At 68.7% G+C, this 23,025-nt stretch carries 21 protein-coding genes; 7 read left to right on the forward strand and 14 right to left on the reverse strand.

The genetic code is table 11. The features are described from left to right. The first annotated feature begins 131 nt into the window (after positions 1-131). The 4 genes from ACCD06_RS11200 to ACCD06_RS11215 all read left to right on the forward strand — a co-directional run bounded on the left by ACCD06_RS11200 (position 132) and on the right by ACCD06_RS11215 (position 4,968). Complete coding sequence (locus tag ACCD06_RS11200) at positions 132-941, forward strand: TrmH family RNA methyltransferase (protein ID WP_413340676.1); 810 nt, start codon at positions 132-134, stop codon at positions 939-941. After that, positions 938-3,139: a helicase-related protein gene (locus ACCD06_RS11205; protein ID WP_413340678.1), complete on the forward strand. Its 2,202-nt coding sequence runs from the start codon at positions 938-940 to the stop codon at positions 3,137-3,139. Before ACCD06_RS11200 ends, ACCD06_RS11205 begins: the two co-directional genes overlap by 4 nt. A 243-nt stretch (positions 3,140-3,382) precedes the next feature. After that, positions 3,383-4,672, forward strand: a complete 1,290-nt coding sequence (locus ACCD06_RS11210) for an Nramp family divalent metal transporter (protein ID WP_413340680.1) — start codon at positions 3,383-3,385, stop codon at positions 4,670-4,672. An 83-nt stretch (positions 4,673-4,755) separates the two neighbouring features. Beyond that, positions 4,756-4,968 (forward strand): SlyX family protein, encoded by a 213-nt coding sequence (locus tag ACCD06_RS11215; protein WP_109149974.1) that lies wholly within the window; start codon positions 4,756-4,758, stop codon positions 4,966-4,968. A gap of 87 nt (positions 4,969-5,055) precedes the next feature. On the opposite strand, the gene der is transcribed toward ACCD06_RS11215, so the two are convergent. From der to ACCD06_RS11235, 4 genes are all read right to left on the reverse strand, one after another. Further along, positions 5,056-6,450 (reverse strand): ribosome biogenesis GTPase Der, encoded by a 1,395-nt coding sequence (gene der, locus ACCD06_RS11220; protein WP_413340683.1) that lies wholly within the window; start codon positions 6,448-6,450, stop codon positions 5,056-5,058. Between the two features lie 41 nt (positions 6,451-6,491). Continuing rightward, a complete protein-coding gene (locus tag ACCD06_RS11225; protein ID WP_413340685.1) occupies positions 6,492-7,850 on the reverse strand; it encodes a PQQ-binding-like beta-propeller repeat protein in 1,359 nt (452 codons plus the stop codon). Between the two features lie 9 nt (positions 7,851-7,859). Further along, positions 7,860-8,504, reverse strand: coding sequence for a tetratricopeptide repeat protein (locus ACCD06_RS11230; protein WP_413340687.1), 645 nt, complete (start codon positions 8,502-8,504; stop codon positions 7,860-7,862). 291 nt (positions 8,505-8,795) lie between these two features. Beyond that, complete coding sequence (locus ACCD06_RS11235; RefSeq protein ID WP_085089627.1) at positions 8,796-9,437, reverse strand: response regulator transcription factor; 642 nt, start codon at positions 9,435-9,437, stop codon at positions 8,796-8,798. Between the two features lie 949 nt (positions 9,438-10,386). Between ACCD06_RS11235 and ACCD06_RS11240 the strand changes: the two genes are divergently transcribed. Further along, positions 10,387-11,127: a response regulator transcription factor gene (locus ACCD06_RS11240; RefSeq protein ID WP_247870533.1), complete on the forward strand. Its 741-nt coding sequence runs from the start codon at positions 10,387-10,389 to the stop codon at positions 11,125-11,127. A 76-nt stretch (positions 11,128-11,203) separates the two neighbouring features. Here the strand turns inward: ACCD06_RS11240 and ACCD06_RS11245 are convergent, their stop codons facing one another. From ACCD06_RS11245 to ACCD06_RS11285, 9 genes are all read right to left on the reverse strand, one after another. Beyond that, positions 11,204-13,204, reverse strand: coding sequence for a methyl-accepting chemotaxis protein (locus ACCD06_RS11245; RefSeq protein WP_136704142.1), 2,001 nt, complete (start codon positions 13,202-13,204; stop codon positions 11,204-11,206). Positions 13,205-13,418: 214 nt separating this feature from the next. Next, positions 13,419-13,754, reverse strand: a complete 336-nt coding sequence (locus ACCD06_RS11250) for a tRNA-binding protein (RefSeq protein ID WP_109073107.1) — start codon at positions 13,752-13,754, stop codon at positions 13,419-13,421. Between the two features lie 214 nt (positions 13,755-13,968). After that, positions 13,969-14,403 carry a phasin family protein gene (locus ACCD06_RS11255; RefSeq protein ID WP_413340691.1) on the reverse strand — a complete coding sequence of 145 codons (435 nt, stop codon included), beginning with the start codon at positions 14,401-14,403 and terminating at the stop codon, positions 13,969-13,971. Positions 14,404-14,576: 173 nt separating this feature from the next. Then, positions 14,577-15,275, reverse strand: coding sequence for a TetR family transcriptional regulator (locus ACCD06_RS11260; protein WP_109073105.1), 699 nt, complete (start codon positions 15,273-15,275; stop codon positions 14,577-14,579). A gap of 78 nt (positions 15,276-15,353) precedes the next feature. After that, entirely contained in the window at positions 15,354-15,836 is a 483-nt protein-coding gene (locus ACCD06_RS11265) for a YbaK/EbsC family protein (protein ID WP_109073104.1), read from the reverse strand. A gap of 12 nt (positions 15,837-15,848) precedes the next feature. Continuing rightward, a complete protein-coding gene (gene proC, locus ACCD06_RS11270) occupies positions 15,849-16,670 on the reverse strand; it encodes a pyrroline-5-carboxylate reductase (protein ID WP_109073103.1) in 822 nt (273 codons plus the stop codon). A 37-nt stretch (positions 16,671-16,707) separates the two neighbouring features. After that, positions 16,708-17,211, reverse strand: a complete 504-nt coding sequence (locus ACCD06_RS11275; RefSeq protein WP_085089634.1) for a YbjN domain-containing protein — start codon at positions 17,209-17,211, stop codon at positions 16,708-16,710. Positions 17,212-17,441: 230 nt separating this feature from the next. Next, positions 17,442-17,822, reverse strand: a complete 381-nt coding sequence (locus ACCD06_RS11280; protein WP_109073102.1) for an accessory factor UbiK family protein — start codon at positions 17,820-17,822, stop codon at positions 17,442-17,444. A gap of 109 nt (positions 17,823-17,931) precedes the next feature. Continuing rightward, positions 17,932-21,180: an AsmA family protein gene (locus tag ACCD06_RS11285; RefSeq protein ID WP_413340694.1), complete on the reverse strand. Its 3,249-nt coding sequence runs from the start codon at positions 21,178-21,180 to the stop codon at positions 17,932-17,934. Positions 21,181-21,457: 277 nt separating this feature from the next. On the opposite strand from ACCD06_RS11285, the gene ACCD06_RS11290 reads away from it, so the two are divergent. Together ACCD06_RS11290 and ACCD06_RS11295 are read left to right on the forward strand one after the other, a co-directional pair. Next, positions 21,458-21,640 (forward strand): DUF4169 family protein, encoded by a 183-nt coding sequence (locus ACCD06_RS11290; protein ID WP_413340696.1) that lies wholly within the window; start codon positions 21,458-21,460, stop codon positions 21,638-21,640. A 176-nt stretch (positions 21,641-21,816) separates the two neighbouring features. Beyond that, positions 21,817-22,641 (forward strand): DUF2189 domain-containing protein, encoded by an 825-nt coding sequence (locus tag ACCD06_RS11295; protein WP_413340698.1) that lies wholly within the window; start codon positions 21,817-21,819, stop codon positions 22,639-22,641. Between the two features lie 83 nt (positions 22,642-22,724). On the opposite strand, the gene ACCD06_RS11300 is transcribed toward ACCD06_RS11295, so the two are convergent. Beyond that, positions 22,725-22,922 carry a DUF1192 family protein gene (locus ACCD06_RS11300; RefSeq protein WP_109073099.1) on the reverse strand — a complete coding sequence of 66 codons (198 nt, stop codon included), beginning with the start codon at positions 22,920-22,922 and terminating at the stop codon, positions 22,725-22,727. Positions 22,923-23,025 lie beyond the last annotated feature (103 nt).

Below are 23,025 nucleotides of genomic sequence, written 5' to 3' on the forward strand. Positions count from 1 at the left end.
GCTGCGTCGCAACATGAGAAGAGACTTTTGCATCGGCAAGGGGGTATGCCCATGGAGGCAGGCGCCACGGCATTGGAAACCCGCCCCCACATGCACTAAGTAGGCGCACACCTCCGACGCCGAGCCGCCACTTGCCCATCATCATTCCGATCACCGATCCCGAGGACCCGCGCATCGAACCCTACCGCGACGTGCGGGAGCGCGATCTCGTCGGCCGCGACGGGTTGTTCATCGCCGAGGGGGCAGTGGTGGTGCGCAGCCTTGTCCAGTCCACCCGGTATCGCGCCCGCTCGCTGCTGATCGCCGACAAGCGAGTGACGGCGCTGGAGCCGATGCTGGCGGCCCTGCCCCCGGACACCCCCGTCTACACCGCGACACAAGCGGTGCTCGACCGCATCGCCGGCTTTCCGCTGCATCGCGGCATCCTGGCGGTTGGCGAGAAGACCGACGTCCCGAGCGCGGCCGACCTGCTGGATGCCTGCGGCCCGGTCGCCCGGATCGTCATGCTGTTCGGCATCGGCAATCACGACAACATGGGCGGCATCTTCCGCAACGCCGCCGCCTTCGGCGCCGATGCGGTGATCCTCGATCCCGGCTGCTGCGATCCGCTCTACCGCAAGGCGATCCGCGTGTCGGTGGGGGCGACGCTGCTGGTGCCGACGGCCAAGCTCGCCGCCGATGAGGACCCGCTCGCCCTGCTCGACCGGTTCGGGTTCGAGGCCGTGGCGCTCAGCCCCGCCGGTGCCGAGACGCTGGCCGCCCTGACCCCGCCCCGCCGCGCCGCCCTGCTGTTCGGCTCGGAGGGGCCGGGCCTGCCCCCTGCCCTGCTGGCCCGCGCCCGCAGCGTGCGCATTCCGATGGCCGGCGGCTTCGATTCCCTCAACGTGGCGACCACCAGCGGCATCGTGCTGCACCACATCGCCTCCGGACAGGCCACATGACAGACGATACCCCCACGCCCGCCGCCGACCCGCATCTGGTCCACGACCTCGCCGTCGCCCATCCGGAGGTGACGACGCTGGGGGCCGCCGGCGTGCTGCGGATGCATGACGCCGAGGCGCGCGGGCTGGTGCCGCTCGGCCTGCCGCTGCCCAAGGGCAAGCGCGACCTGCTGGTCCCGGCGGAGCGGCGCGAAGCCATCCTGCTGGAGATCACCGGCCGCATCGACCGCGCCCACCGCCGCGACGCACTGCTGGCCCAGGGCCGCCGCGCGCTGGCCGGAACCCACACCGCGTTGCTGTCCTGTGAGGACCGCACCCGCGTCCGCGCCGTCCGCAGCGACGAGTTGCCTTGGCCCGGCATGGCCCCGGCGATCCGTCTGCAAGTCCCCCGCACCTTCGACGCGCTGGAACTGTCGGACCTGTCCGATGCCGAACTGTCGGCACGGCTCGATCACGACCCCACCCTGCGCGCCGCCCTGGATGACGCGCTGTCCCGCGTCGCCACCCGGCTGCGCGATCTGGCGGAGCGGGCCGGCGACGATCCCGACTGGGGCTTCGCCGGCCTCGCCGAGCGCCTGAGCAAGGCCGCCCGCAACCGGACGGATGCCGACGAACTGCTCGACCGCTGGGACCGCGAGTACGACCAGTGGCGCCGCGACCGGGCCGAGGCACGCGGCCGGCTCTATGTCGACCGCCATTTCGACTTCTCCCGCTTCGAAAGGCTGTTCCCGGTGGCGCGCGGCATGAACCGCAAGCTGGTGCTGGTGATCGGCCCGACCAACTCCGGCAAGACCCACCGCGCCATCACCGCGCTGCGCGAGGCGCGCGACGGCGTCTATCTCGCGCCGCTGCGCCTGCTGGCGCTGGAGGTGATGGAGCGGCTGAACGCCGAAGGCACCCCCACCACGCTGATCACCGGCGAGGAGGAAATCCGCACCCCCGGCGCCCGCCATACCGCCTCCACCATCGAGGTGATGGACCCCGACCGCCCGGTGGAGGTCGCGGTGATCGACGAGATCCAGATGCTGGCCGACCCGGCGCGCGGCTCGGCCTGGACCGCCGCCCTGATGGGCGTCCCGGCGGAGACCGTCTATATCCTCGGCGCGCCCGAAGTCCGTCCGCTGGTGGAGCGCGCCGCCGCCCATCTCGGCGAGGCGCTGGAGGTGGTGGAGCTCGACCGCAAGACGCCGCTGTCGATGCTCGACCGCCGGCTGGAGTGGGCGGAGGTGGAACGCGGCGACGCGCTGATCGCCTTCTCCCGCCGCGAGGTCCACAGCGTCCGCGACACGCTGCTGGCGCAAGGCCTGTCGGTCGCCGCCATCTATGGCGCGCTGGCCCCAGCGGTGCGGCGGCGCGAGGCGGCGCACTTCCTGTCCGGAGAGGCCGACGTGGTGGTGGCGACCGACGCCATCGGCATGGGGCTGAACCTGCCCTGCCGCCGCGTCCTTTTCACCGCGCTGGAAAAGTTCGACGGCAGCAGCGTCCGCCCGCTGAGCGCGACGGAGGTGAAGCAGATCGCCGGCCGCGCCGGCCGCTTCGGCCAGTTCGAGGAAGGACATTTCGGCGTCATCGCCCACGGCACCCCCGCCGCGCTGAAGCGCCTGCTGGAGGCGCCCGACGGCCGCCTGCGCGCCGACGCCCCCCTGCCTGTCCGACCGACCCGCGCCATGCTGGCCCGCCTCGCCAGCCACATCGACAGCGCCGAGACGCGGCTTCTGGTGGAGTGTTTCGGCAGCGCTGCCACCGCCGGCTCCCCCTTCCGGCTGGCGGACCTGTCGGCGCTTCGCCGCGTTGCGCAGATGCTGGACGCGCGGCGGCTGGCTCTGGCCGCCAAGCTCGACCTGCTGCTCGCCCCCGCCGATCTGGAGGAGCCGGAGGACGCCAAGGTCTTCGCCGCCATCCTGGATGCCGTGGAGGCGGGGGAGGTCCTGCCGCTCGCCCGGCTGATCCCGGCCCGGTTCGACGGGCTGGCGGCCGATGTGCTGGAGGCTGCATCGCGCGCCTGCGACCTCTATTTCTGGGCCTCGCGCAAGTTCCCCGACGCCCTGCCCGACCGCGACCGCGTGCGCAGCGCCCGCGATGCCATCGGCCAGCGCCTGTCCGAAGCGCTGGCCTCCCGCGCCCGCCGCCGCGAACCGCCGCCCGCCGCCGGTTTCCGCGGCGCCCCGCGCAAACGCTTCGGCCCCCGTCGACGATAAAAGCCGACGCTGAGCATCCCGGATGGTTCCCGGCGAAATTCGCTCGCATGGCACTGCTGCACTGCGAACGAAGTGACCACCGCGCTGTTCTGAACTGGACCTGCCTTGGCAAAGCGCCCACATCGATAGATATCGTCTATCTCGATGTTACAACGCATCGATTGGACGCTATCGAAATGCTCTGCCATGTTGCATTGGCAGCCAAGCCTCTGGCCGCCATCGGACTGTTCAGGAGCAACCGGCGTGAAGACCGCATCCCCCACCATCGCCGATACCGTCCACACCGCCGCCCCGGCGGGCGGGCGCCGCTTCTGGACCATGCTCGGCCCCGGCTTCGTGGTGGCGGTCGGTTACATGGACCCCGGCAACTGGGCGACGGACATCGCGGCGGGCTCCAGCTTCGGATTCGCGCTGCTGTCGGCGGTGCTGATCGCCAGTCTGGCCGGCATCTTCCTGCAAGGGCTGATCGTCCGGCTGACGCTGGCGACCGGCACCGATCTGGCCCGGCTGATCCGCCAGCGCTTCCCGCGCCCTGTGGCGATGCTGGTGTGGGCGGTGTCGGAGCTGGCGATGATCGCCACCGATCTGGCCGAACTGCTGGGCAGCGCCATCGCGCTGAAGCTGCTGTTCGGCATCCCGATCATGGCCGGCGTGGTGATCTCCGCCGTGCTGACCTTCGGCATCCTGGCCCTGCCCGGTGCCCGTGGCCGCACCCCTGAACTGGTGGTCGGCGCGCTGATGAGCGTCGTCGTGGTCTGCTTCGCCTGGGAACTTGTGATCGCCCACCCCGACCCCGCCGCCCTGCTGGCCGGACTGATGCCCAGCGTCGATTTGGCCCGCGATCCGGAGATGCTGTACCTGTCGCTGGGCATCATCGGCGCCACGGTCATGCCGCACAATCTGTTCCTGCACTCCGGTCTGGTGCGGGCGCGGCTGGCCGAGGTGAAGACGGAGGAGGAGCGCCGGCAGGCCGCCCGCTGGCTGACCATCGACCTGTCGACCGCGCTGGCCCTGGCCGGTCTGGTCAACGGCTCCATCCTTGCGGTCGCCGCCGTCGCCTTCCAGGGCGTGGGAGCCGGCAGCGCCCCCGGCATCGAGGACGCGCATACCCTGCTGGGCAGCAACATCGGCGGCGCCGCCGCGCTGGTCTTCGCCATCGCCCTGCTGGCCGCCGGCCAAAGCTCCACCACCACCGGCACGATGGCCGGGCAGATGGTGACGGAAGGCTTCCTGAACCTGCGGCTGCGCCCGATCACGCGGGCACTGATCACCCGCGGCGCCTCGCTGATCCCGGCGCTGGCGGTTCTGGGCAGTGCGGGCGACGGCGCGGTGGACGGGTTGCTGGTGCTGAGTCAGGTGGTGCTGGCGCTGACCCTGCCCTTCATCCTGATCCCGATGCTGTTGCTGCTGCGGAATGACAAACTGATGGGCGGGCTGGCGATGGCGCCGCTGACCCTGCGGCTGGCCAGCCTGACTGTGCTGGTGCTGACCGGCCTGTCCGGCTGGCTGGCCGGCACCACCGCGATGGTGTGAGCGGAAAGGCACCTCGACCCGGAGCGGGGAATGGTCCATCTTGCGGCCCGTTCCCCGTTTTCCCATTCCTTGACCGGTGCCTAATGGATCCCGCTCTCGAACAACGCCTCGCCGATCTGGAAAGCCGCCTCGCCCATCACGAGCGCATGGCGGAGGAGATGTCCGAGGTCATCTTCGCCCAGGGCCAGACCATCGACCGCCTGACCGCTCAGCTGAGGCGCATGCGCGACCGGGTGGAGGCGGCGGAATATGCCATCGCCTCCCCGCAGGACGACCGGCCGCCGCCGCATTATTGAGTTGGAATGGTCCTTTGGCGGAGTTCGACCCACGCCGTTTCCTCCCTGGCCCAGTGAGTAGTCCGGGTGAGGGAGGAGAACTCTGGATCAATCGTCGGCGTAGGGGTTCTTGCCCTTGCGCAGCAGCAGGCGCACCGGCACGCCGGGCATGTCGAAGCTGTCGCGCAGATGGGTGGTCAGGTAACGCTGGTAGCTTTCCGGCAAATCCAGCGGCTTGTTCACGAACAGCGCGAAGGTCGGCGGACGGGTCTTCACCTGGGTGACGTAGCGGATCTTGACCCGGCGGCCCTCGACCAGGGGCGGCGGGTGGTGCTCCAGAACGCCTTCGATCCAGCGGTTCAGCTGCGCCGTCGGGATGCGGCGGTTCCAGACGTTGTAGGTCTCCAGCACGCCATCCAGCAGCGTGTCGAGCTTGTGGCCCTTCAGCGCCGAGATGGTGACGACCTTCACGCCCTTGATGTAGCCGAGCGACGCCTGCAGCTTGTCCTCGACCTGACGCAGCGCCATGGCGCGGTCATCGACCGTGTCCCACTTGTTGACGGCGATCACCAGGGCGCGGCCCTCGGAGATCACCAGGCGCGCAATGGTCAGGTCCTGCTTGTCGAGGATGGCGGCGGCATCGACCACCAGCACCACGACATTCGCCATGCGGATGACGCGCAGGCTGTCGGCAACCGCCAGCTTCTCCACCTTCTCGTCCACACGGGCGCGGCGGCGCATGCCGGCGGTGTCGACGAGCTTGAAGCGGCGGTCGCGCCATTCCCAATCGACGGAGATGGCGTCGCGCGTCATGCCGGCCTCGGGGCCGGTCAGCACGCGCTCCTCACCCAGCAGGCTGTTGAGCAGGGTCGATTTGCCGACGTTCGGACGGCCGACGATGGCGATCTGGATCGGCTTGCTGCGGTCCTCCTCCGGCTCCGGCTGGTCGCCGACCGGGATCGAGGGGTCGAAGCCGTCGTCCTTCTCCTCGACCTCGCCGGTGTCTTCCGGCGGAGCGTAAGGCAGCAGCGCCTCGACCAGATCGGCCATGCCCTCGCCATGCTCGGCCGACAGCGGGATCGGATCGCCCAGGCCCAACTCGTAGGATTCGAACATGCCGGGCTGGCTGGCCTTGCCTTCGGTCTTGTTGGCGACCAGAAGGACCGGGGTCTTGCTCCGGCGCAGCAGGTTGGCGAAATGGCGGTCCAGCGGCGTGATGCCGGCGCGGGCGTCGATGATGAACAGCGCCACGTCGGCGCGCTCCAGCGCCTGCTCGGTCTGGCGGCGCATGCGCGCTTCCAGGCTGTCGTCGGTCACGTCCTCCAGACCGGCGGTATCGACCACCGTGAAGGACAGACCGCCGACATGGGCCGGGGCCGAGCGCCAGTCACGGGTGACGCCCGGCGTATCGTCCACCAGGGCCAGCTTCTTGCCGGCCAGACGGTTGAAGAGAGTCGATTTGCCGACATTCGGCCGACCGACGAGGACCACGGTGAACGACATGGGGCCAAAGGCCTTTCACAACAGACGGAGGAAATCCGCGATCAGCGGAACGCGACTAGCGTTCCGTTGTCGCACAGCACATAGAGAGTGTTGTTGGCAACGACCGGCGGCAAGTAGGAACCGGTGGGGAGCGAACGGGTCACCTCCACCCGGCCGTCCGACGGCGACAGGCCGAGCAGCTGGCCGTTGGAGCCGGTGACCCACAGGCGGCTGCCCGCCATCACCGGTCCGGACCAGACGATCGGACCGGACTTGTCCTCCGGATCCTTGAAGCGGGCGAGCGGCGCCACCCAGCGGACCTTGCCGTTCTGGCGCGCCACCGCGACGACCTCCTGGTCGTTGGTGACGGTGAACAGGTAGTCGCCGGCCAGCCAGGGGGTCTGGACGCCGCCGATCTCCGTTTCCCAGATGCGGGCGCCGATTCGCTCGTCGATGGCGACCATGCGGCCGGAATGGCCGATGGCGTAGACGTTGCCGCGATCGACCACCGGCAGGCCGCGGATGTCGGCCAGATTGCTCAGCTGCCCGGTGCGGCGGATGGCGGCGAGGCTGTCCTGCCAAGACACGCGGCCGTTTTCCGGACGCAGTCCGAACAGCTCGCCCGACGAATAGGGGGAGACGACCAGCGTGCCGGTCGCGGCGGGGCTGGCGGCGCCGAGCAGGCCGGCGGTCTCCAGGATGCCCTGCTGCGACCACTGCACCGCACCGTCGTCGGTGGAGAGCGCGATGGTTTGGTTGTCGAGCGTGATGACCAGCACGCGGCCACCGGCCACCGTGGGCGCGCCGCGGACCGGGCCGGCGATGCGCTTGCGCCACAGGATCTTGCCGCTGCCGGCCTCGAGCGACAGCACCTCGGCGAAGCCGGTGGCGGCATAGACGCGGCCGTCGGCATAGGCGACGCCGCCGCCGGTGGCGCCGCCACGCTCGTTCTCCGGCCGGGTGTCGACCCGCCACAGCGACTGTCCGCTGCGCTCGTTCAGCGCGGAGACATGCGAATCGGCGTCCATTGCGAAGATGCGGCCGTCGGCGATCACCGGCGTGCCGAGCAGCGCGCGCGAGCTGCTGGAGCCCGAGCCGATGTCGGAACGCCAGGCGTCGGACGGGTTGGCCGACAGGGCGAGGTTGCCCAGCACATGGTCCGGCGTGCCGCCCGGCTGCGCCCAGGCCGCATTCGCGACCGGCGGCGGCACGGTGACGGCGACGGCGGCCAGCTGGGTGTCCGGCTCCACCTTGCGCTCGCGCTGGAGCACGGCGACGCGCTTGCCCGGCAGGGGCGGATCGGGCGTCTTGCCGAACCAGCTGTCCACCGTGTCGCAGCCGGCGAGGAAGACGGACAGCAGCGATGCGGACAGCAGCGCCGCGCGGCGGATGGAGCCGGCCTTCATCTTGTTGTTCTTCATGGCCCTGGATCAGCCCTTGCCGTAGAGGGAGGCGAGATCGGCGGCACGGCCACGCACGCCCGATGGCGCTTGCTGGTCATCCGCCAGTTGCTTGTAGAGCGTGCGCGCCTTTTCCGTGTCACCGGCGCGGGCGGCCAGCATCGCCGTCAGCTCGCGCGCGGTGAAGCGCCAGGGGCTGGTGTCGGCGGTCAGCGGCTGCAGCTTCGCCGTCAACTGGGCCGGGTCGCCCTTTTCGGCACGCTGCGTCACCGCCAGCAGGGTGGCGAGGTCGCGGTATTCGACGGGAACGGAGCCGTGGGCGGCGATGCCGTCATAGATGGTCGCAGCCTCGTCCGGCTTGTTCTGGCGGATCAGCAGCGCCGCAGCGTTGAACTGGGCGATGGCGGCGAGGTCGGGCTTGGCGGAGCCGGCGAAGGCCGACAGCGCCTCCACCCCCTTCTCCGGTCCCTGAGCGCTCTGCGAGATGGCGGTGACCAGGGCGGCGGTCTGCTCCTGCTTCTGCTGCGCCTGCCAATGGCGCCAGTAGCTGTAGCCGCCGGTGCCGGCGACGACCAGGACGGCCGCGGCGATCATGGCGCCGCCATACTTCTTGAACAGGTGCTCCGCGCGGTCCCGGCGCAGATCCTCGTCGACTTCGCGGAAAATATCGCTCATGGCGCTGCGGTTGCGTCCCTGCGGTGGCGGCGTCGCGCACGGCCCGGATGGCGGCGCGGGTCAGGCGGAACCCGTCCGGCCGGTGAACCGGACGGATGATTCCACAAGATCAAGAGGGGCGGATAGCATCGGGCAACCCGCCGGGTCAAGAGGCTCACTGCCGTGGACGGGAGTCCGGCCGTTGCCGCCAAAAGAAAACGGGCCGCGGAGGGGTTCCCCCGGCGGCCCAGTTCCGCGACCCGTACGTGCCCCGGATCGGTCGATACAGTCTGAAGTCGATGCTGTCTGAACTTACGCCGACATGGCTGCGGCGGCGATGACCGCCTGGGTGCGGTTCTTGACGCCCAGCGACTTGAAGATGGCGGTGACGTGGATCTTCACCGTGCCTTCCGACAGGCCCAGTTCATAGGCGATCTGCTTGTTCGACTTGCCGAGACGCAGGCATTCCAGCACTTCGCGCTGGCGCTGGGTCAGACCGTAGCCGGCGCTGCGGTCGGACATGTCCACCGTGCGGCGGCGCGGCGCGGCCTCCATGCTGGCGGTCAGCGCGCCCGGCGGCAGGTAGATGCCGCCCGAGAACACCAGGTTCAGGGCGCCCATCATCACCTTCACGCTGCTCGACTTCGGGATGTAGCCGGTTGCGCCATGGTCGAGCGCGCCACGGATGTCGCCCAGAGCCTCCGAAGCGGAGATCACCACCACCGGCACTCCCGGCTGCAGCGCCTGGATCTCGCGCAGGCCGTCGAAGCCCGGCCAGTTCGGCATATGCAGGTCCATCAGGATGATGTCGAAGGTGCTGCCGGCCCGGCACTGGTCCAGCACCTCGTCGAAGGTCCCGGCCTCGACGAAGCTGGCCTCGCCCTGAAGTTGCTCCAGCAGACGCCGCAGACCTTCGCGAAACAGCAGATGGTCGTCCCCGATCAGAATCTTCATGGTCCCCGTCATCCTCGCTCGCCGACCCTTGCCGGTGCCGTCCGCTTACGAACGACCGCCCGTCAGGGCTGTTGTCTGTTGTCCGGCACGCCCCCGCGGCACCCGGATCACCACATTCGCGCCGAATACATGGCTTGGTGGTCGATTGGTCTGTGCGCCCTCTTCGGACATCGGCCGGAAGACCGTCTGCCGTTGTGGGCTTGTTCTTCGCTGTGTTGGGTATCTGATACCACGATCGGTCGGGACCCTGTATCCCGACAAGGGCCATAGGTCATTCGAAGCCGGCATTCCCCTTCGAGGCACCTTTGGTCATGGCACGACCAAGAATTGCCTCCACCAAAAGTCATAGCTTCTTCTGCGCGTGCGAACAGAGTTATCGCGCGAGCGCATCGGATTCACTTGGCCCGATCGGGCTCATTCGAAAAGAGACCTGCTGTCTCCATTAGTGACGGGAATTTTTCTGGAACCTTGCCATCTTTGCGGCGTTCGTGTGGCAAGGATTTGGTTTATCCCGATTCGAACGCGCAGAAGAGTAAGAAAAACCAGCGACCAAACCGAAAGGATATCCCTGATGGATGCCTGTACCAACGCGCATTCCCCTGTGACCCGCTCAGCACACATCATTCCATAGGTGTTACCGTTTCGAAACCTGAGGCGACCAACAAGGAGACGATAAGCGATCTTGGCTGATCATCCATCGCCTGATTTACGCGGAGCCCGGTTCATTTCTAAATCACGCGGTGCGAACAGGACTTTCCCGATCCCGACGAAGGGGGAGTTTGCAGTCCGCGCCGCAATACTTCGATGTCCACAATAATTTTCCGGATGACGTGAGTTTTATGATGACGTGCCTGGGCCAACCGGCCGGTTCCTCTTCAACCCTTAGACGCAGGCGGCAATGCCCTGAGCCGGGCCGGCCGTGGATGCCTCCTCCAGACAGAGCTGACCCATGCACACACACCATGAGTACGCCCATGAGAAAGCATCTCACCAGACCCGCAACGCGGTGACTCCCATGCATGTCTGCCTGATCCTCGACAACAACGCGCTGACCGAGAACGTGGTCCAGCAACTGGACCGTGGCGGTCGCCACCGGGTCACGGTTCTGCACGATATCGGGGAGCTGACGCAGAGCGCGCTGACGCCGGATGCGATCCTGATTGGGCTGCAGCAGTTCACCGCGCTGCGCGAGAACGAACCGATGGTCTATCTGCGGCTGTCCCGCCGCTCGCGGATCGTCGTCGTGCTGTCGTCGCGTGAGCTGCTGGACGCCGCCCATATCCTTGCCTTCGCCGACGCGTGGGTGTTCGAGGATCTGAACGTCGACCGCATCAACGAACTGCTGGACCTGGGGCTGGAAGGCCACTGCCTGATGCCCAAGCAGTTCCTGTCACGCCTCGGCGTCGACGAGATCCGGCTGACGCTGCTGCCGCGCCTGTCCGATCCGGAGTTCGAGACGCTGCGCCTGCTGGGCGAGGGCATGAACAACCGGACCATCGCCAACGCGCTGGACCTGTCGGAAGCGGTCATCAAGTCGATGGTGCGCAGCGTTCTGTCCAAGCTGCATTTCCGCAACCGGACGGAGGCCGGCGTCTTCGCCGCCCGGCAGCAGGGTGCCCTGGAACAGGCGCGGACCGGCATGACCCCGCCGCACGTCCACGCCGCCGCCGCCCGCCGGGCCGGGGTTTGACCAACAGGCCAGGACCGCGCAGGATTCGCGCGGTCCAGCAGTGCCGCCCAGCCAGACCTGATCCGGCGAACCTGGATCAGCCAGCCAAGCGGCGGCCGGCCATCGCCTCTTCGAAACGGTCGAAGCGGGCGTCGAAAGCCTGACGATCGATCTCGGCCAGCCGGAAGCGGACGCGCACCACCCCCTCCTCCCGATTGAAGGCGTCGAAGGGCAGCGCCACGCCCAGGCTGTCGAACAGCAGGGTGCCGCGTGCGCCGACGGAGTCGGCCTCGCCCAGCGCCGCGCCATGACGGGAAATGTCCAGCAGCCGCACCGTCAGGCGCCCCTCCGCCCCCTCCACGATGCAGGGTGCCTCGACGCGATAGCGCGGCACGCTGCGGCGATCCACGTCGTCGGTCGCCGTGCGTACGGCGCGGACCAGCACATGCATCAACTCGTCGATGCTGTGGGTCACTTCCGACGCCCCGGCGCGCAGCATGTCGGCGCGCTCCTCCGTCACCTTGGCCTCGCGTGATACCTCGTCGATGCGGGTCGAGACGTCGGTGGCGGCGCCGGCGGTCTGGCCGACATTGCGCGAGATTTCCTGGGTCGCCGAAGCCTGCTGTTCCACCGCGGCGGCCACCGTGCCGGAGATGGCGTCGATCTCGCCGATGGTGCGGCTGATGTCGCGCACCTCCTCCACGCTACGGGCGGTGACCGACTGGATCTCGCCGATCAGGCGCGAGATCTCCTCGGTCGAGCGCGAGGTCTGGTTGGCGAGGTTCTTCACCTCGCCGGCGACGACGGCGAATCCCTTGCCCGCCTCCCCGGCCCGCGCCGCCTCGATGGTGGCGTTCAGGGCAAGCAGGTTGGTCTGGGCGGCGATACCCTGGATCAGCTCCGCCACGTCGCCGATGCGGCTGACCGCCGAGGACAGCGATTCGATGGTGCTTTCGGTCCGGTTGCTGGCGGCGACGGCGGCGCGGGTGACCCCGGCGGCATGGCCGACCTGATTGCCGATCTCCTCGATGGAAGCCGAGAGCTGCTCGGCAGCCGAGGCCACTGCCTGGGCGTTGCTGAGCGCCTGGGCCGCCGCCGCGGCGACGTTCTGGGCGTTGGACCCGACCAGCCCGGCCGATTTCGCCATGGCGTCGGCGTTGCGGTCCATCTCCTGCGTGCGGGCGGCGACCCGCTCGACGGCGCTGCGGCTTTCCTGCTCCACCGTATCGGCCATCGACTGCAGCGCCTTGCGCTTCTGCGCCTCGCCCTGGATGCGCTGATGCTCCTGCTCGGCGCGCAGACGTTCCGCCTCGGCCATGCCGTCGCGGAAGACGAGGACGGAGCGCGACATCGCGCCGATCTCGTCCAGACGTTTCACGCCGGCAACGCTGGCCGACAGATCGCCGGAGGACAGCGCGGTCATCACCTGGCTGAGTTGGCCCAGCGGACGCAGCAGCCAACGCGACACCAGATAGCCCGGCACCGCCAGAACCAGGGCGCAGATCACCACCAGCATGGTGGCGAAGCGCATGCTGTCGTCGAAGGTCTTGAACACCTCCGCCTTCTTGATTCCGACATAGAGGATGCCGACTGGCTTTCCGGCCGCGTCCTTGATCGGGTCATAGGCGGCGTAATAGGGCTCGCCCAGGATATCGACCATGCCGCGGAAGGGAACGCCCTGGCGCAGCACCGAGTCATAGGCCGGGCCCTGCGCCAGCGTGGTGCCGACGGCACGGCTGCCGTCGGGCTTGGCGACGTTGGTGGCGATGCGACGGTCGCCCAGGAACAGGGTGGCCGTACCCCCGGTGATGCGCTTGATCTTGTCGACCACGAGGTTGTTGTCGTTCATCACGACACCGTCCAGCAGCAGCTTGCCGTCGGCGACGGAGAACTGGCCGCCGCGCTCCTGCAGCGAGGACCAGGCGATGTCCATGCTGAGCCGCTGCATCTCGATCGCCTGCCGCTCCAAGTCACGGACAATCACCTGACCGATCGCGAACAGGATCGCCGTGCTGAGGATCAGCATGCCGAAAAGGTTCAACAGGGTGACTTTCGTGGAGATCGAAAGCCGGCCGACGAAGGCGCGCAGGGCGTCCATGAGTGCCATCCACCAGGAAAACATGTTGCAGATGCGAGATCGCTGTCGCGCCGCACTATGCCATCGTGGTTTAGGGTGCATTCATTTAAAATACATACGACTCCTGCGGCAACTTGTCGCCTTACGAGATCCTTAGGAATTCAACCTCGGGGTGATTTTCCCGTAGGCACGGCATGATCGAATCTTTCATACCGCCACAGGAAGACGGTCGAAATCAGAACAGCCGTGCACCGTCCGGGACCGCGTGATCCGGGCCGACCAGCACCACGGCGCCCTCGGCGTCGGGCAGGCCCAGGCACAGCACCTCGCTGGTGAAGGGGCCGATTCGCTTGGGCGGAAAATTCACCACCGCCAGAACCTGACGGCCTACCAGCGCATCGGCGGCGTAATGGCTGGTGATCTGGGCGGAGCTGCGCTTGGTGCCGATCTCGCCGCCGAAGTCGATGGTCAGCTTGTAGGCCGGCTTGCGCGCCTCCGGAAAGGCATCGACGGCGCGGATGGTGCCTACACGGATGTCGACTTTGGTGAAATCGTCGTAGGAGATGGTCATGACGGGTCCGATGCGGTGGTTTTATGGTTGGCGATCGGATTCACGCTCCAAATCGATTCCGATTTTACGCGATCCGATCTAGCGGTCGGTGCCAGGGTAGCGCGGCAGGACGGGCATCGGAACCGGGAAGGCGCGTCCGGACCATCCGGCACAAACGAAAAAGAGGCCGCCGATGGCGACCCCTCTTCGCTGATTTCCGGCGGGCCGGAGTGGATCAGGACTTCGCCTTGGCGATGGCGGCCTTGACCTCGTCCAGGCTGTCCGACACGCGCTTGGTCAGGATCTCGGCGGCCTCGGTGTTCGACTTGGCGATCATCTCGCTCAGCTCGCGGATGTTGGCCAGCGACTTCTCGAAGGCGGCCTTGACCAGATCGGCCTGCTTGGCGGCCTTCTCTTCCGGGGTGCCAGCGGCGGTCAGTTCACCGACGGCGCGGTTCACGTCCTCGGCGACGGTGCGCAGCACCTCGGCCTGACGACGGACGATGGCCTGGAAGCCTTCGAAGGCCAGCTGGTTGGCAGCGGTCACCGCCTCGATGTTGCGGCGCTGGCTGGCGATGATGGACTCGACGTCCACGCCCGGCACCTTCAGGTCACCCATCATCTTGGACGGATCGAATTCGAGGAAGGGGTTAGCGCTGATCTTGGCCATGTTTCTCATCCCAGTATCGGTGTTTGCTGCCCGCATCTGAATACGGGCATGTTGCGTCGCAACATTACAGAGGCCGACTATGCAGAGTGCCGAAAAGTTAGTCAATCCGGTTTTTTGCGCCGCAGCATAACCTTGGCGGGTGGAAGCCCACGCCGCGGAACGCCCGCCCGTCGCTAAATACCTGACGACATGGACTCTGTTCCCGACGACCGGCCCAGCGGCCCGCGCGACCGGGTCCAGCGGCAGAAGGTCGCGCCCCAGCGCTCCGCCCCGCGCAACGCATTGTCGAGCGCGGCCATGGTGCGCGACAGGTCGGCGGTGTCGTCGTTCAGGAACACCCGCATCACCCGCGCATGGACGGTGCCGAGACCGGCGACCAGCGCCGTGCCGCCGCGCTGGTCCGGGTCGATCCCGGCGGCGCGCAGCATCCAGGCCATGGAACGGCCGAAGGCGCAGGAGAAGGCCAGCGCGGTGGCCGGATCGGCCGGCAGGTCGCGTACGACGGAACGCAGGCCGTCGCGGAAGGGGCGCAGAGCGTCGAAGCGGCGCATCATCACGTCGAACAGCCGGTCGCGCGCCGATTCGGTCGGGTCCGCGGCGATATCCCCGGCCAGGACCGTTTCATCGGCGACCCGCGATACCGCCGCCAGCAGGTCGGCGCGCCCGCGAAAGCGGTGATGAAAGCGCGACAGCGGGATGCCGGCGGTGTGCGCGACCTCCAGCAGGCCGACGTGGCGCCAGCCCTTCTCGGCCGCCAGCCCCATTGCTGCCGATGCCACGGCACGGTCGAGGGCGTCGGGGTCCGCAAAATCCCGGGCGGGGTCTGAGCGAAAGCTGTTGTCTTCAGGCTTGTCGGACGACATGTCGGACATGGCACCACCTCCAGGCGACAGGGATCGCCTGATAAAATGGTGTGCGGACGGGCGAACGTCACCCGTCCACCCCTTCAGTTATGCCTTGCGCACGGTCTCCACCCGGCCGCCGGTCATGCTGACCAGATCGGCAGGGGTCAGGCGGAAAACGGCGTTGGGGGTGCCGGCGGCGGCCCAGATGGTCTCCAGCCGCAGCAGGTCGTCGTCGATCAGCACCAGAGGCGGGACGGCATGGCCGATTGGCGGAACGCCGCCGATGGCGAAGCCGGTCGATTCCCGGACGAACTCGGGGTCGGCACGCTCAATCTTCTCGCCGATCAGCCGCCCGACCGCCTTCTCGTCCACCCGGTTGGCGCCGCTGGCGACGACCAGGACCGGGCGCCCGGTCTCCTTGGTACGGAAGATCAGCGACTTGGCGATCTGCGCCACCTCGCAGCCGACGGAGTTGGCCGCGTCTTCCGAGGTGCGGGTGCTGCCTTCATGTTCGACCACATGATGGCCAAGGCCGATGCTGTCCAGCAGTGCCTGGACGCGGGCGGCGGAGGGGCTGAGGGTGGTCACGGCGGCGCCTCCTCAGCCAGCCAACTCGCGCGACCGCCGGGTGGCGGCGGCGATGGCGGCGGTCATCACCGGCTGCATGCCTTCCGGCGCCATCAGCACCTCCAGCGCGGCCTGGGTGGTGCCGTTCGGGCTGGTCACCGCCTTGCGCAGGTCGGCGGCATCCTGCGGCGAGGCGTCGAGCAGGGCGCCGGCGCCGGACACGGTGGCGCGGGCCAGCCGCATCGCCAGATCGGCGGGCAGACCGGCTGCCTCGCCGGCCTTGGCCATCGCCTCGACCAGGAAGAAGACATAGGCCGGACCGCTGCCCGACACGGCGGTGACGGGGTCCAGCAACCCCTCGTCCTCCACCCAGGCGACATCGCCGACGGCGCGCAGCAGGCGGTCGGACAGCTCACGCTGACTGGCGCTGACGCGGGCGTTCGGAACGGCGACGGTCATGCCGCGGCCGATGGCGGCCGGCGTGTTGGGCATGGAGCGGACGACGACCGCCCCCTCCCCCAGCAGGCGTTCGAAATAGGCGATGGTCTTGCCGGCGGCAATCGACAGGAAGACGGTGCCGGGGCGGACCAGGGCTCGGTAGGACGGCAGAGCGTCCTCCATCACCTGCGGCTTCACCGCCAGGACGATCACGTCGGGAACGAAGCCGGCCGGCAGGGCGTCGGCGCCGGATGCCAGGGTGACGCGCGAATCGCCCGCCACCGACTGCGGCAGACCGGCGCGGTCGACCACCACCACGCGCGACGCGGTCCCGGCGGCGAGCCAGCCGTCCAGCATCGCCCCGCCCATCTTCCCGCAACCGACCAGCAGCAGCGACGCACCCGATTCCGCCGTCATGACCAAGACCTTCCCCTCGCTTTCGACTTCTTGTTTTTTACGCTTCGCCCATGGTGTCGAGAATGGCGGCGGACACCGCTTCGGACGCCGATTTTCCGCCCCAGATCACGAACTGGAAGGCAGGATAGAAGCGCTCGCACTCCGACAGGGCGATCTCCACCAGATCTTCCAGCTGCTCCACCGCGGCGCCACGCGATCCGCGCAGCAGCATGGTCTGGCGGAACATCGGCGTATGCTCCTCCGAACAGACGTCGAAATGGCCGAGCCACATCCGGCCGTTGACCTCGGCCAGCAGCTCGGCGACGGCGGTGCGGCGGGCGGCCTGGACCTTCATGTCGAACTGGCAGGAGAACTGCATTGCGCTGACGTCCGGCTGCCAGACGAAATAGAGCCGGTAATCGCACCAGCGCCCGCCGATCTCGACGACCAACTCGTCCTCGGTGGCGCGGTCGAAGGGCCATTCGTTGGCGGTGACGATCTCCTCGACCACGTCGAGCGGATTGTGGGCGGAAGTGGTGGTCTCTACGGCGACTGCCGACATGTGCGCGTCCTCCTGTGAAGGCGCTATGGGCGGTACCGTTCACCCGAACCGCAGCAACGCGCCGGCGATGGCGCGCGGTCCGGGGCAATACCCCGAATATGATGAAAAGGCGGGCTGGACCGAAGCCGGGCGAAGCGCTGCCGCGGACCGCCCCGGCCGCAGGACACGCCGCGGGATGACGGCGCGTGACGACGGGAGGGAGCGTCCGGTGGGTGCGGCAGCGCTGCCGCTCAGGGTGCTGGGGAGGCCTTGGTCTCGGGCTTGCCCCCGCCCGCCGCAGCGGGCTTGGCCGGCTCGGATTCGGCCACGGCGGGGACGCCGGCCGGCTCGACCACGACCGGCAGCGGTGCCTTCGCGGCGCTCAGCGATGCGACGGTGGCCTCCAGCGCGGCAAGCCGCTCGGCCATCGCCTCCTGCTCCTCGCGGGCCTTGGCGGCCATGGCGCGGACAGCCTCGTACTCCTCGCGGCTGACGACGTCCATCCGTGATAGAACCCGTTCGAGCTGGGCCCGCAGTTGGCCTTCGGCCTCTTCGCGCAAGGACGAGAAGGCGCCGAGCGCGCCACCTGCCACACGGGCGAGGTCGTCCAAAATCCTGTTGTCCACCTGCATCGCTCTGACTTCCGGTTACCGTTCGTTCATTATGGACGCCACACGCCGCGACTTCAACGCCCTTGGAACGCCCATTGCCCTGGGGACAGGACGTCATTTGAGCCAAGCCCTATTTGGCGGGCGCGGCTGCGTTGAAGTGGTCACGCAGGGCCTTCAGGTCCAGCGTCTGCGTCGGCGCGGACCAGGGACCTGCCATGCGTAGCGTCAGCGGCGGCAGATCGCCGTCCGCCTTCACCGCCAGCGCCAACGCCAGATCCACCCGTTCGTCGGGAAGGGAGACCGTGCCGGTCAGCGTGCCGTCAGCCGGCGCGGTGGTCAGGCGGGCGTCCTCGGTGCGGATCACCCCCTTGTCGATGGCGAAGCGGGCGTCCAGCCGGTCCAGCTTGGTTTCACCACCCTGCAGCGCGCCGGCGACGGCGCCCAGCACCTCCTGCGTGCGCTCCGCCCCGGCGAGGCGGCTGCGCAGCGCGGTGAGATCGACGCCGCGAAGCACGCCGCCCGACGCCACCGCCCGACCTCGACCGGTCAGGCTGCTCAGCAGCGCGTCGCCTCGACCGCTGCCCGACAGCGTCACGTCGAGATCGACGGTGCCGCCGCTGAGGCCAAGCCCGGCGAAGCCGGACAGCGCGCTGCCCATGTCGGCCTTGATGACGGTGAGGTCGGCGTCGAGCTTCGGCGCCTGCCCCGGCGCGGCGGCGAGGCGGCCGCTGAGGCCGATCTGCCCACCCTGCCATTCGCCGTCCAGTTGCTCCAGGGTCGCGACGCCGTTGTCCAGAGTGGCGCGCAGCGCCGGCTGGACGATGCGCTGCCCCGCCACCGTCAGCGAGGTGGAGGTCAGGCCGAGCCGCCCGTCCAGCGACTGTATCCAGCCGAGATCGGCCAGTGGATCGGTGGGCGGCAGGTCTGCGGCGGGATCCGCTGCTGTGGGCGCGGTGCGGCCGGCGCCATCGCCGACCAGCGGCGCATTGCGCAGCCGGTCGAGATCGAGGTCGCCGGTCTGGATGTCGGCCTGGAAGGCGGTGCGCTCCGACTTGCGGTCGAGGGTCAGCTTGCCGCGCACGGGGATGCCGGCGACCAGCCCCTGGAGGTTCTTCAGGGCGGGGGATGCCGCATTGCCCGACAGTTCGCCATAGAGGTCCAGCGGGCCGTAGGCGCGGGCAAGACCGCTGTCGGTGAACAGGGCGGCGAGGCGGCCAATCTCCGGATGGGTGACGCGCAGCTTCAGGTCGGCCTCGGGCTTGCGGTCGAGGCCGAGCAGGGCGCCGCCGGCGTCGACCGTGCCGCCGAGCATGCCGGCCGAGGCCTCCACCGCCAGCCGCTCGCCATCGCCGGCCAGCCGGGCCTTGACGCTGACCGCGCCCAAACGTTCCGGAACCGGCAGGCCGGGCGGCCAGGACACGGCGCTGGGCAGGCCGCCAAGCGATTGCGCCTGCGCCGCCAGGGCGAGGTTGACGCCGCGCAGCGGGATCAGGCTGGCGACCTGACCGTCGATCCGCGCCTGCAGACCGGCGATGTCGTCCACCTTGGCCTCGCGCACCGTCAGCGCGCCGGACGCGACCGTGGCGTCGAGGTGAATCCCCTGGACCGGCAGGCCGCCAACCGTCAGCTGGCCGACCCGCAGGTCGAGGTTGGCGTCGGCAAGGCCGAGAAGCCGCTGCGGGGTCTGGCCGCCGTCGGATGCGGTGGCGCGCGGAGCCGGCTGGGGTTGGGATGCGGGCTGCTGGTTTGGCGTTTGCCCGGGGGTGGGATCGGCCGGCAGATAGCCGTCCAGATTCAGACGGTCGAGGTCCAGCCGCGCGCCGAAGGCCGGCCGGCCGCGGTCGACATAAGCGACGGCGCCGCTGAGCCGGCTGCTGTCGAAGCGGAAATCCAGGCCCGACAGCTCGAAGCGGTCGGCATGGCCCTGCAGCCGGGCCGACAGCGAGGCGCGGCGCAGCCGGTCGGCCGGGACGCCGCGCGGAGCCAGCTTCGCCCATTCCAACAGGGCGCGCAGGTTGTCGGCATTCGCCTCCATCCGCAGGTCGAGCGTCGGCTGCCCGCCCGGCGTGGTCACTTCGCCTGCCGCGACGAAATCGGAACCGCCGGGCAGCAGCGCGCTGACCCGGTCGATGTTGAGCCGCCCGGCGGACAGGCTGGCCTCGATCCGCCCCTGGCGCACCACGCCGTGGTTGTAGCCGATGGCGTCGATGGCGACGTCCAGCTTCGCCTCAACGCCGGTCGGCAGCGCGAAGGACGGAAGTGATGCCTTGTCGCCCGAGGCGGCGCCGGCGACGGGAGCGGGCGTGCCCCGGCCGCTGCCGCCGCTGGCCGCTGTGCCATTGCGCCCGCCCTGGGCCAGCCAGGCATCGAGGTCCAGCCGGTTGACGGCGAGGGTCAGTTCGGTGCGCGGAATCTCGCGCTTGGCCGGGTCGCCGGCGCGGAGCGTGGCGTTGCCGGTGGCCCGCGTGTCGCCCAGCTGCGCTTCAAGGCCGGAGAAGGTGGCGAGGCTGGTTCCCGCCTCCACTGTCGCACGCAGGTTGAAGGACTGGCTCAGCGCCCCGGGAGCCCAGCCGGAGGCGGGAGCGTCCACCAGCTTGGCGAAGTCGCTGCCCTCGGCGCGCAGGTCGCCCTGCACCTTGGACCCGCCCCCGGCTCCGCCGCCGGTCAGGATGCCGGCGAAGCGCAGGGTCGCGTCGGTGTGCGGCATCGACAGGGTGGCGCGCACCGGCACCGCCGCCCCTTCGGTGAAGCGGCCGGCGGTCGCCTCGCCATGCAGGGACAGGCCGCGCAGGCGGAAATCGCCCTGGAGTTGGAAGGGGCCGTTCAGGCTGCCGGCGGCGATGCGGGCGTTCAGCTTGTCGACCGTCTCGGTCCGGCCGTTGCGGTCGTCGCGGTAGATGATGGTGCCGTTGTCGATCATCACCTGATCGAAGCTGACGGCGGAGACCAGCCCCTCGGCGGCCCCCAGACCGTCACCGGTACGGGGGCCGGCGGTGGACAGGTCCCAGTTGATGCGGCCGTCCTTCAGCACCTCCACCACGAAGATGGGCTCGACCAGCGCGATGCTCTCAACCTGGATGCGGCCGCCCAGCAGGGGACCGAGCGCCACCCGGGCGTCCAGCTTCTTCAGGCGGACCATGTCGGGTTCGGCGGCGCCGGCGGCATTCGCGAGCCGGGCGTCGCGCACGGTCAGGGCCGGTGACGGCAGCAGCGTGAAGCCGACGTCGCCATGCAACTCAACCTGCCGGCCGGTCGCCTGCGACACCCGCTCCGCGATGGCGCCCTTATAGGCGTTCCAGTCGATAAGGCTAGGCGCCGCCAACAGCAGGCCGGCCAGAACCGCCAGTCCGGCCAGTGCAGCGATCAGGATCTTCTTCACCGGGTTTCCGCCTTCCCTGCGACCGGCCTTGTCGTCGGCCGCGCCCCTTTGCCACGTCGATACAAAGACTCGTTCCCCCACCCGCCGCACCGTCCGCTTCCGGTGCGCGCCGTCCTTCGGTAAGCTAGCGCCCGCAGAAGAAACAAGCAATTTGGGCAATCCCACGGCCAAGTCGGGGTCCGTCCGAATTTTTTCCGTGAAAACTCCCCGTCCGCCGGGCGCCCCTACCGGCCGCGCGGCGCCCGAACCATTGAATTCAGCCACCGGAGACCGTGCCATGGGCGACGTGGTCAACCTCAAACGTTTCCGCAAGACTCGCGACAAGGCCGAGCGCGCCAAGGAAGCCGACGCGAATCGGGCCCGATTCGGCCGCACCAAGGCGGAGAAGGAACGCGACCGCAAGGAAGCCGAGCGGCGAACCCAGACGTTGGACGGGCATAAGCTGGACGGTGAGAACTAAAGTACCAAGACCAAGGTACCGCAAAGACCAAGCTTCAGGGTCGGAATAACCTCTATTGATTTGTTACTATTGGGTACACCAATAGTTCCTTCTTGCGACTATCAGCGGGACTGTGTGAAAGTGCGCCCATGAGCGCCGGCGGGCGCGTGCCTTGGTTCAAGGGGAGGGCCGTCATCATGGTCGACATGACCTCGTTTCGCGGACCGGTTCAAACGCCTCAGACGCACACGCCCACCCACACCCCCGACTGGTTGCCGCCGATCCGGACGGTCGAGATGGACCGTCCCTGGGTCTGGCTGGCGTCGGCCTGGCGGGACATGATGGCGGCACCGGGCATCAGCTTCGCCTACGGCGCGCTGGCGGTGATTTCCAGCCTGGTCCTGGTGGTCGGACTGGCGATGCTGGACATGGAATATCTCCTGCTGCCGATGGCGGCGGGCTTCATGCTGGTCGGCCCGCTGTTCGCGGTGGGGCTGTACGAGACCAGCCGCCTGCTGGAGCTGGGGGAACGGCCGACCTTCGGCAAGGTGGTCGCCGTCTATCGCCGCAACGGGGTGCAGATCGCCGGCGTCGGTCTGGTCCTGATGCTGGCGATGCTGGCCTGGATCCGCGTCGCCTTCCTGATCTTCGCCCTGTTCTTCTCAGGCGAGCCGCCGGCGCTGGATCAGCTGGTCGACCGCATCTTCTTCTCGGCTGAGACCATTCCGTTCCTGCTGACCGGGACCGTGTTCGGTGGGATCATCGCCACGGCGGTGTTCTCCATCGCCGTGGTGTCGGTGCCGATGCTGCTGGACCGTGAAACCGACGTCTTCACCGCCATGGCGACCAGCATCGCCGTGGTGCGCGCCAACATCAAGCCGATGATCGCCTGGGCCTTCCTGATCGCCCTGTTCATGAGCGCCGGGATGGTCACCGCCTTCCTCGGGCTGGTGATCGCCCTGCCGGTGATCGGCCATGCGTCGTGGCACTGCTACCGCGATCTGGTCGGCATCGGGCGGTGAGATAAGGGACTGTGCGATAAGAGATGGGGCGATAAGAGACAGGCAGCGTGAAAAGCCCTCTCCCCGGCGGGAGAGGGCTTTTTTCATCCCTTCCTGAAGAACGCCTCGGCCGCCGATTTCTGTGCCTGCTTGGCGGCGATGGCGGCGCGGGCTCGGTCGATTTCCGCCTCCAGCGTGGCGATGTAGGCCTCGATCTCGGCCACGCCCATCACGGTCAGGTCCTTGGGCGCCGGCTTGGCCTTGCGCGGTTCCAGATCCTCGAAACGGTCGTCGATGGCCATGCTGTGGGTCCCTCCCCTGCCGCGTGGTTCGCCTTGTCAGGCCGGTCCGGCAAATCTACCTTTCGCACCGGACAATGCCAACGTGCCGGTGCCGTCAGTCGCC

The organism is Azospirillum sp. CT11-132 (genome assembly GCF_047302835.1).
Taxonomy (GTDB): Bacteria; Pseudomonadota; Alphaproteobacteria; order Azospirillales; family Azospirillaceae; genus Azospirillum.

Coding starts and splice junctions, on each gene's coding strand:
- ACCD06_RS11205 (WP_413340678.1), top strand. CDS start 938: ATGACAGACGATACCCCCACGCCCGCCGCCGACCCGCATCTGGTCCAC.
- ACCD06_RS11215 (WP_109149974.1), top strand. CDS start 4,756: ATGGATCCCGCTCTCGAACAACGCCTCGCCGATCTGGAAAGCCGCCTC.
- der (WP_413340683.1), bottom strand. CDS start 6,450: ATGTCGTTCACCGTGGTCCTCGTCGGTCGGCCGAATGTCGGCAAATCG.
- ACCD06_RS11225 (WP_413340685.1), bottom strand. CDS start 7,850: ATGAAGAACAACAAGATGAAGGCCGGCTCCATCCGCCGCGCGGCGCTG.
- ACCD06_RS11230 (WP_413340687.1), bottom strand. CDS start 8,504: ATGAGCGATATTTTCCGCGAAGTCGACGAGGATCTGCGCCGGGACCGC.
- ACCD06_RS11235 (WP_085089627.1), bottom strand. CDS start 9,437: ATGAAGATTCTGATCGGGGACGACCATCTGCTGTTTCGCGAAGGTCTG.
- ACCD06_RS11240 (WP_247870533.1), top strand. CDS start 10,387: ATGCACACACACCATGAGTACGCCCATGAGAAAGCATCTCACCAGACC.
- ACCD06_RS11245 (WP_136704142.1), bottom strand. CDS start 13,204: ATGGACGCCCTGCGCGCCTTCGTCGGCCGGCTTTCGATCTCCACGAAA.
- ACCD06_RS11250 (WP_109073107.1), bottom strand. CDS start 13,754: ATGACCATCTCCTACGACGATTTCACCAAAGTCGACATCCGTGTAGGC.
- ACCD06_RS11255 (WP_413340691.1), bottom strand. CDS start 14,403: ATGGCCAAGATCAGCGCTAACCCCTTCCTCGAATTCGATCCGTCCAAG.
- ACCD06_RS11260 (WP_109073105.1), bottom strand. CDS start 15,275: ATGTCCGACATGTCGTCCGACAAGCCTGAAGACAACAGCTTTCGCTCA.
- proC (WP_109073103.1), bottom strand. CDS start 16,670: ATGACGGCGGAATCGGGTGCGTCGCTGCTGCTGGTCGGTTGCGGGAAG.
- ACCD06_RS11275 (WP_085089634.1), bottom strand. CDS start 17,211: ATGTCGGCAGTCGCCGTAGAGACCACCACTTCCGCCCACAATCCGCTC.
- ACCD06_RS11280 (WP_109073102.1), bottom strand. CDS start 17,822: ATGCAGGTGGACAACAGGATTTTGGACGACCTCGCCCGTGTGGCAGGT.
- ACCD06_RS11290 (WP_413340696.1), top strand. CDS start 21,458: ATGGGCGACGTGGTCAACCTCAAACGTTTCCGCAAGACTCGCGACAAG.
- ACCD06_RS11295 (WP_413340698.1), top strand. CDS start 21,817: ATGGTCGACATGACCTCGTTTCGCGGACCGGTTCAAACGCCTCAGACG.
- ACCD06_RS11300 (WP_109073099.1), bottom strand. CDS start 22,922: ATGGCCATCGACGACCGTTTCGAGGATCTGGAACCGCGCAAGGCCAAG.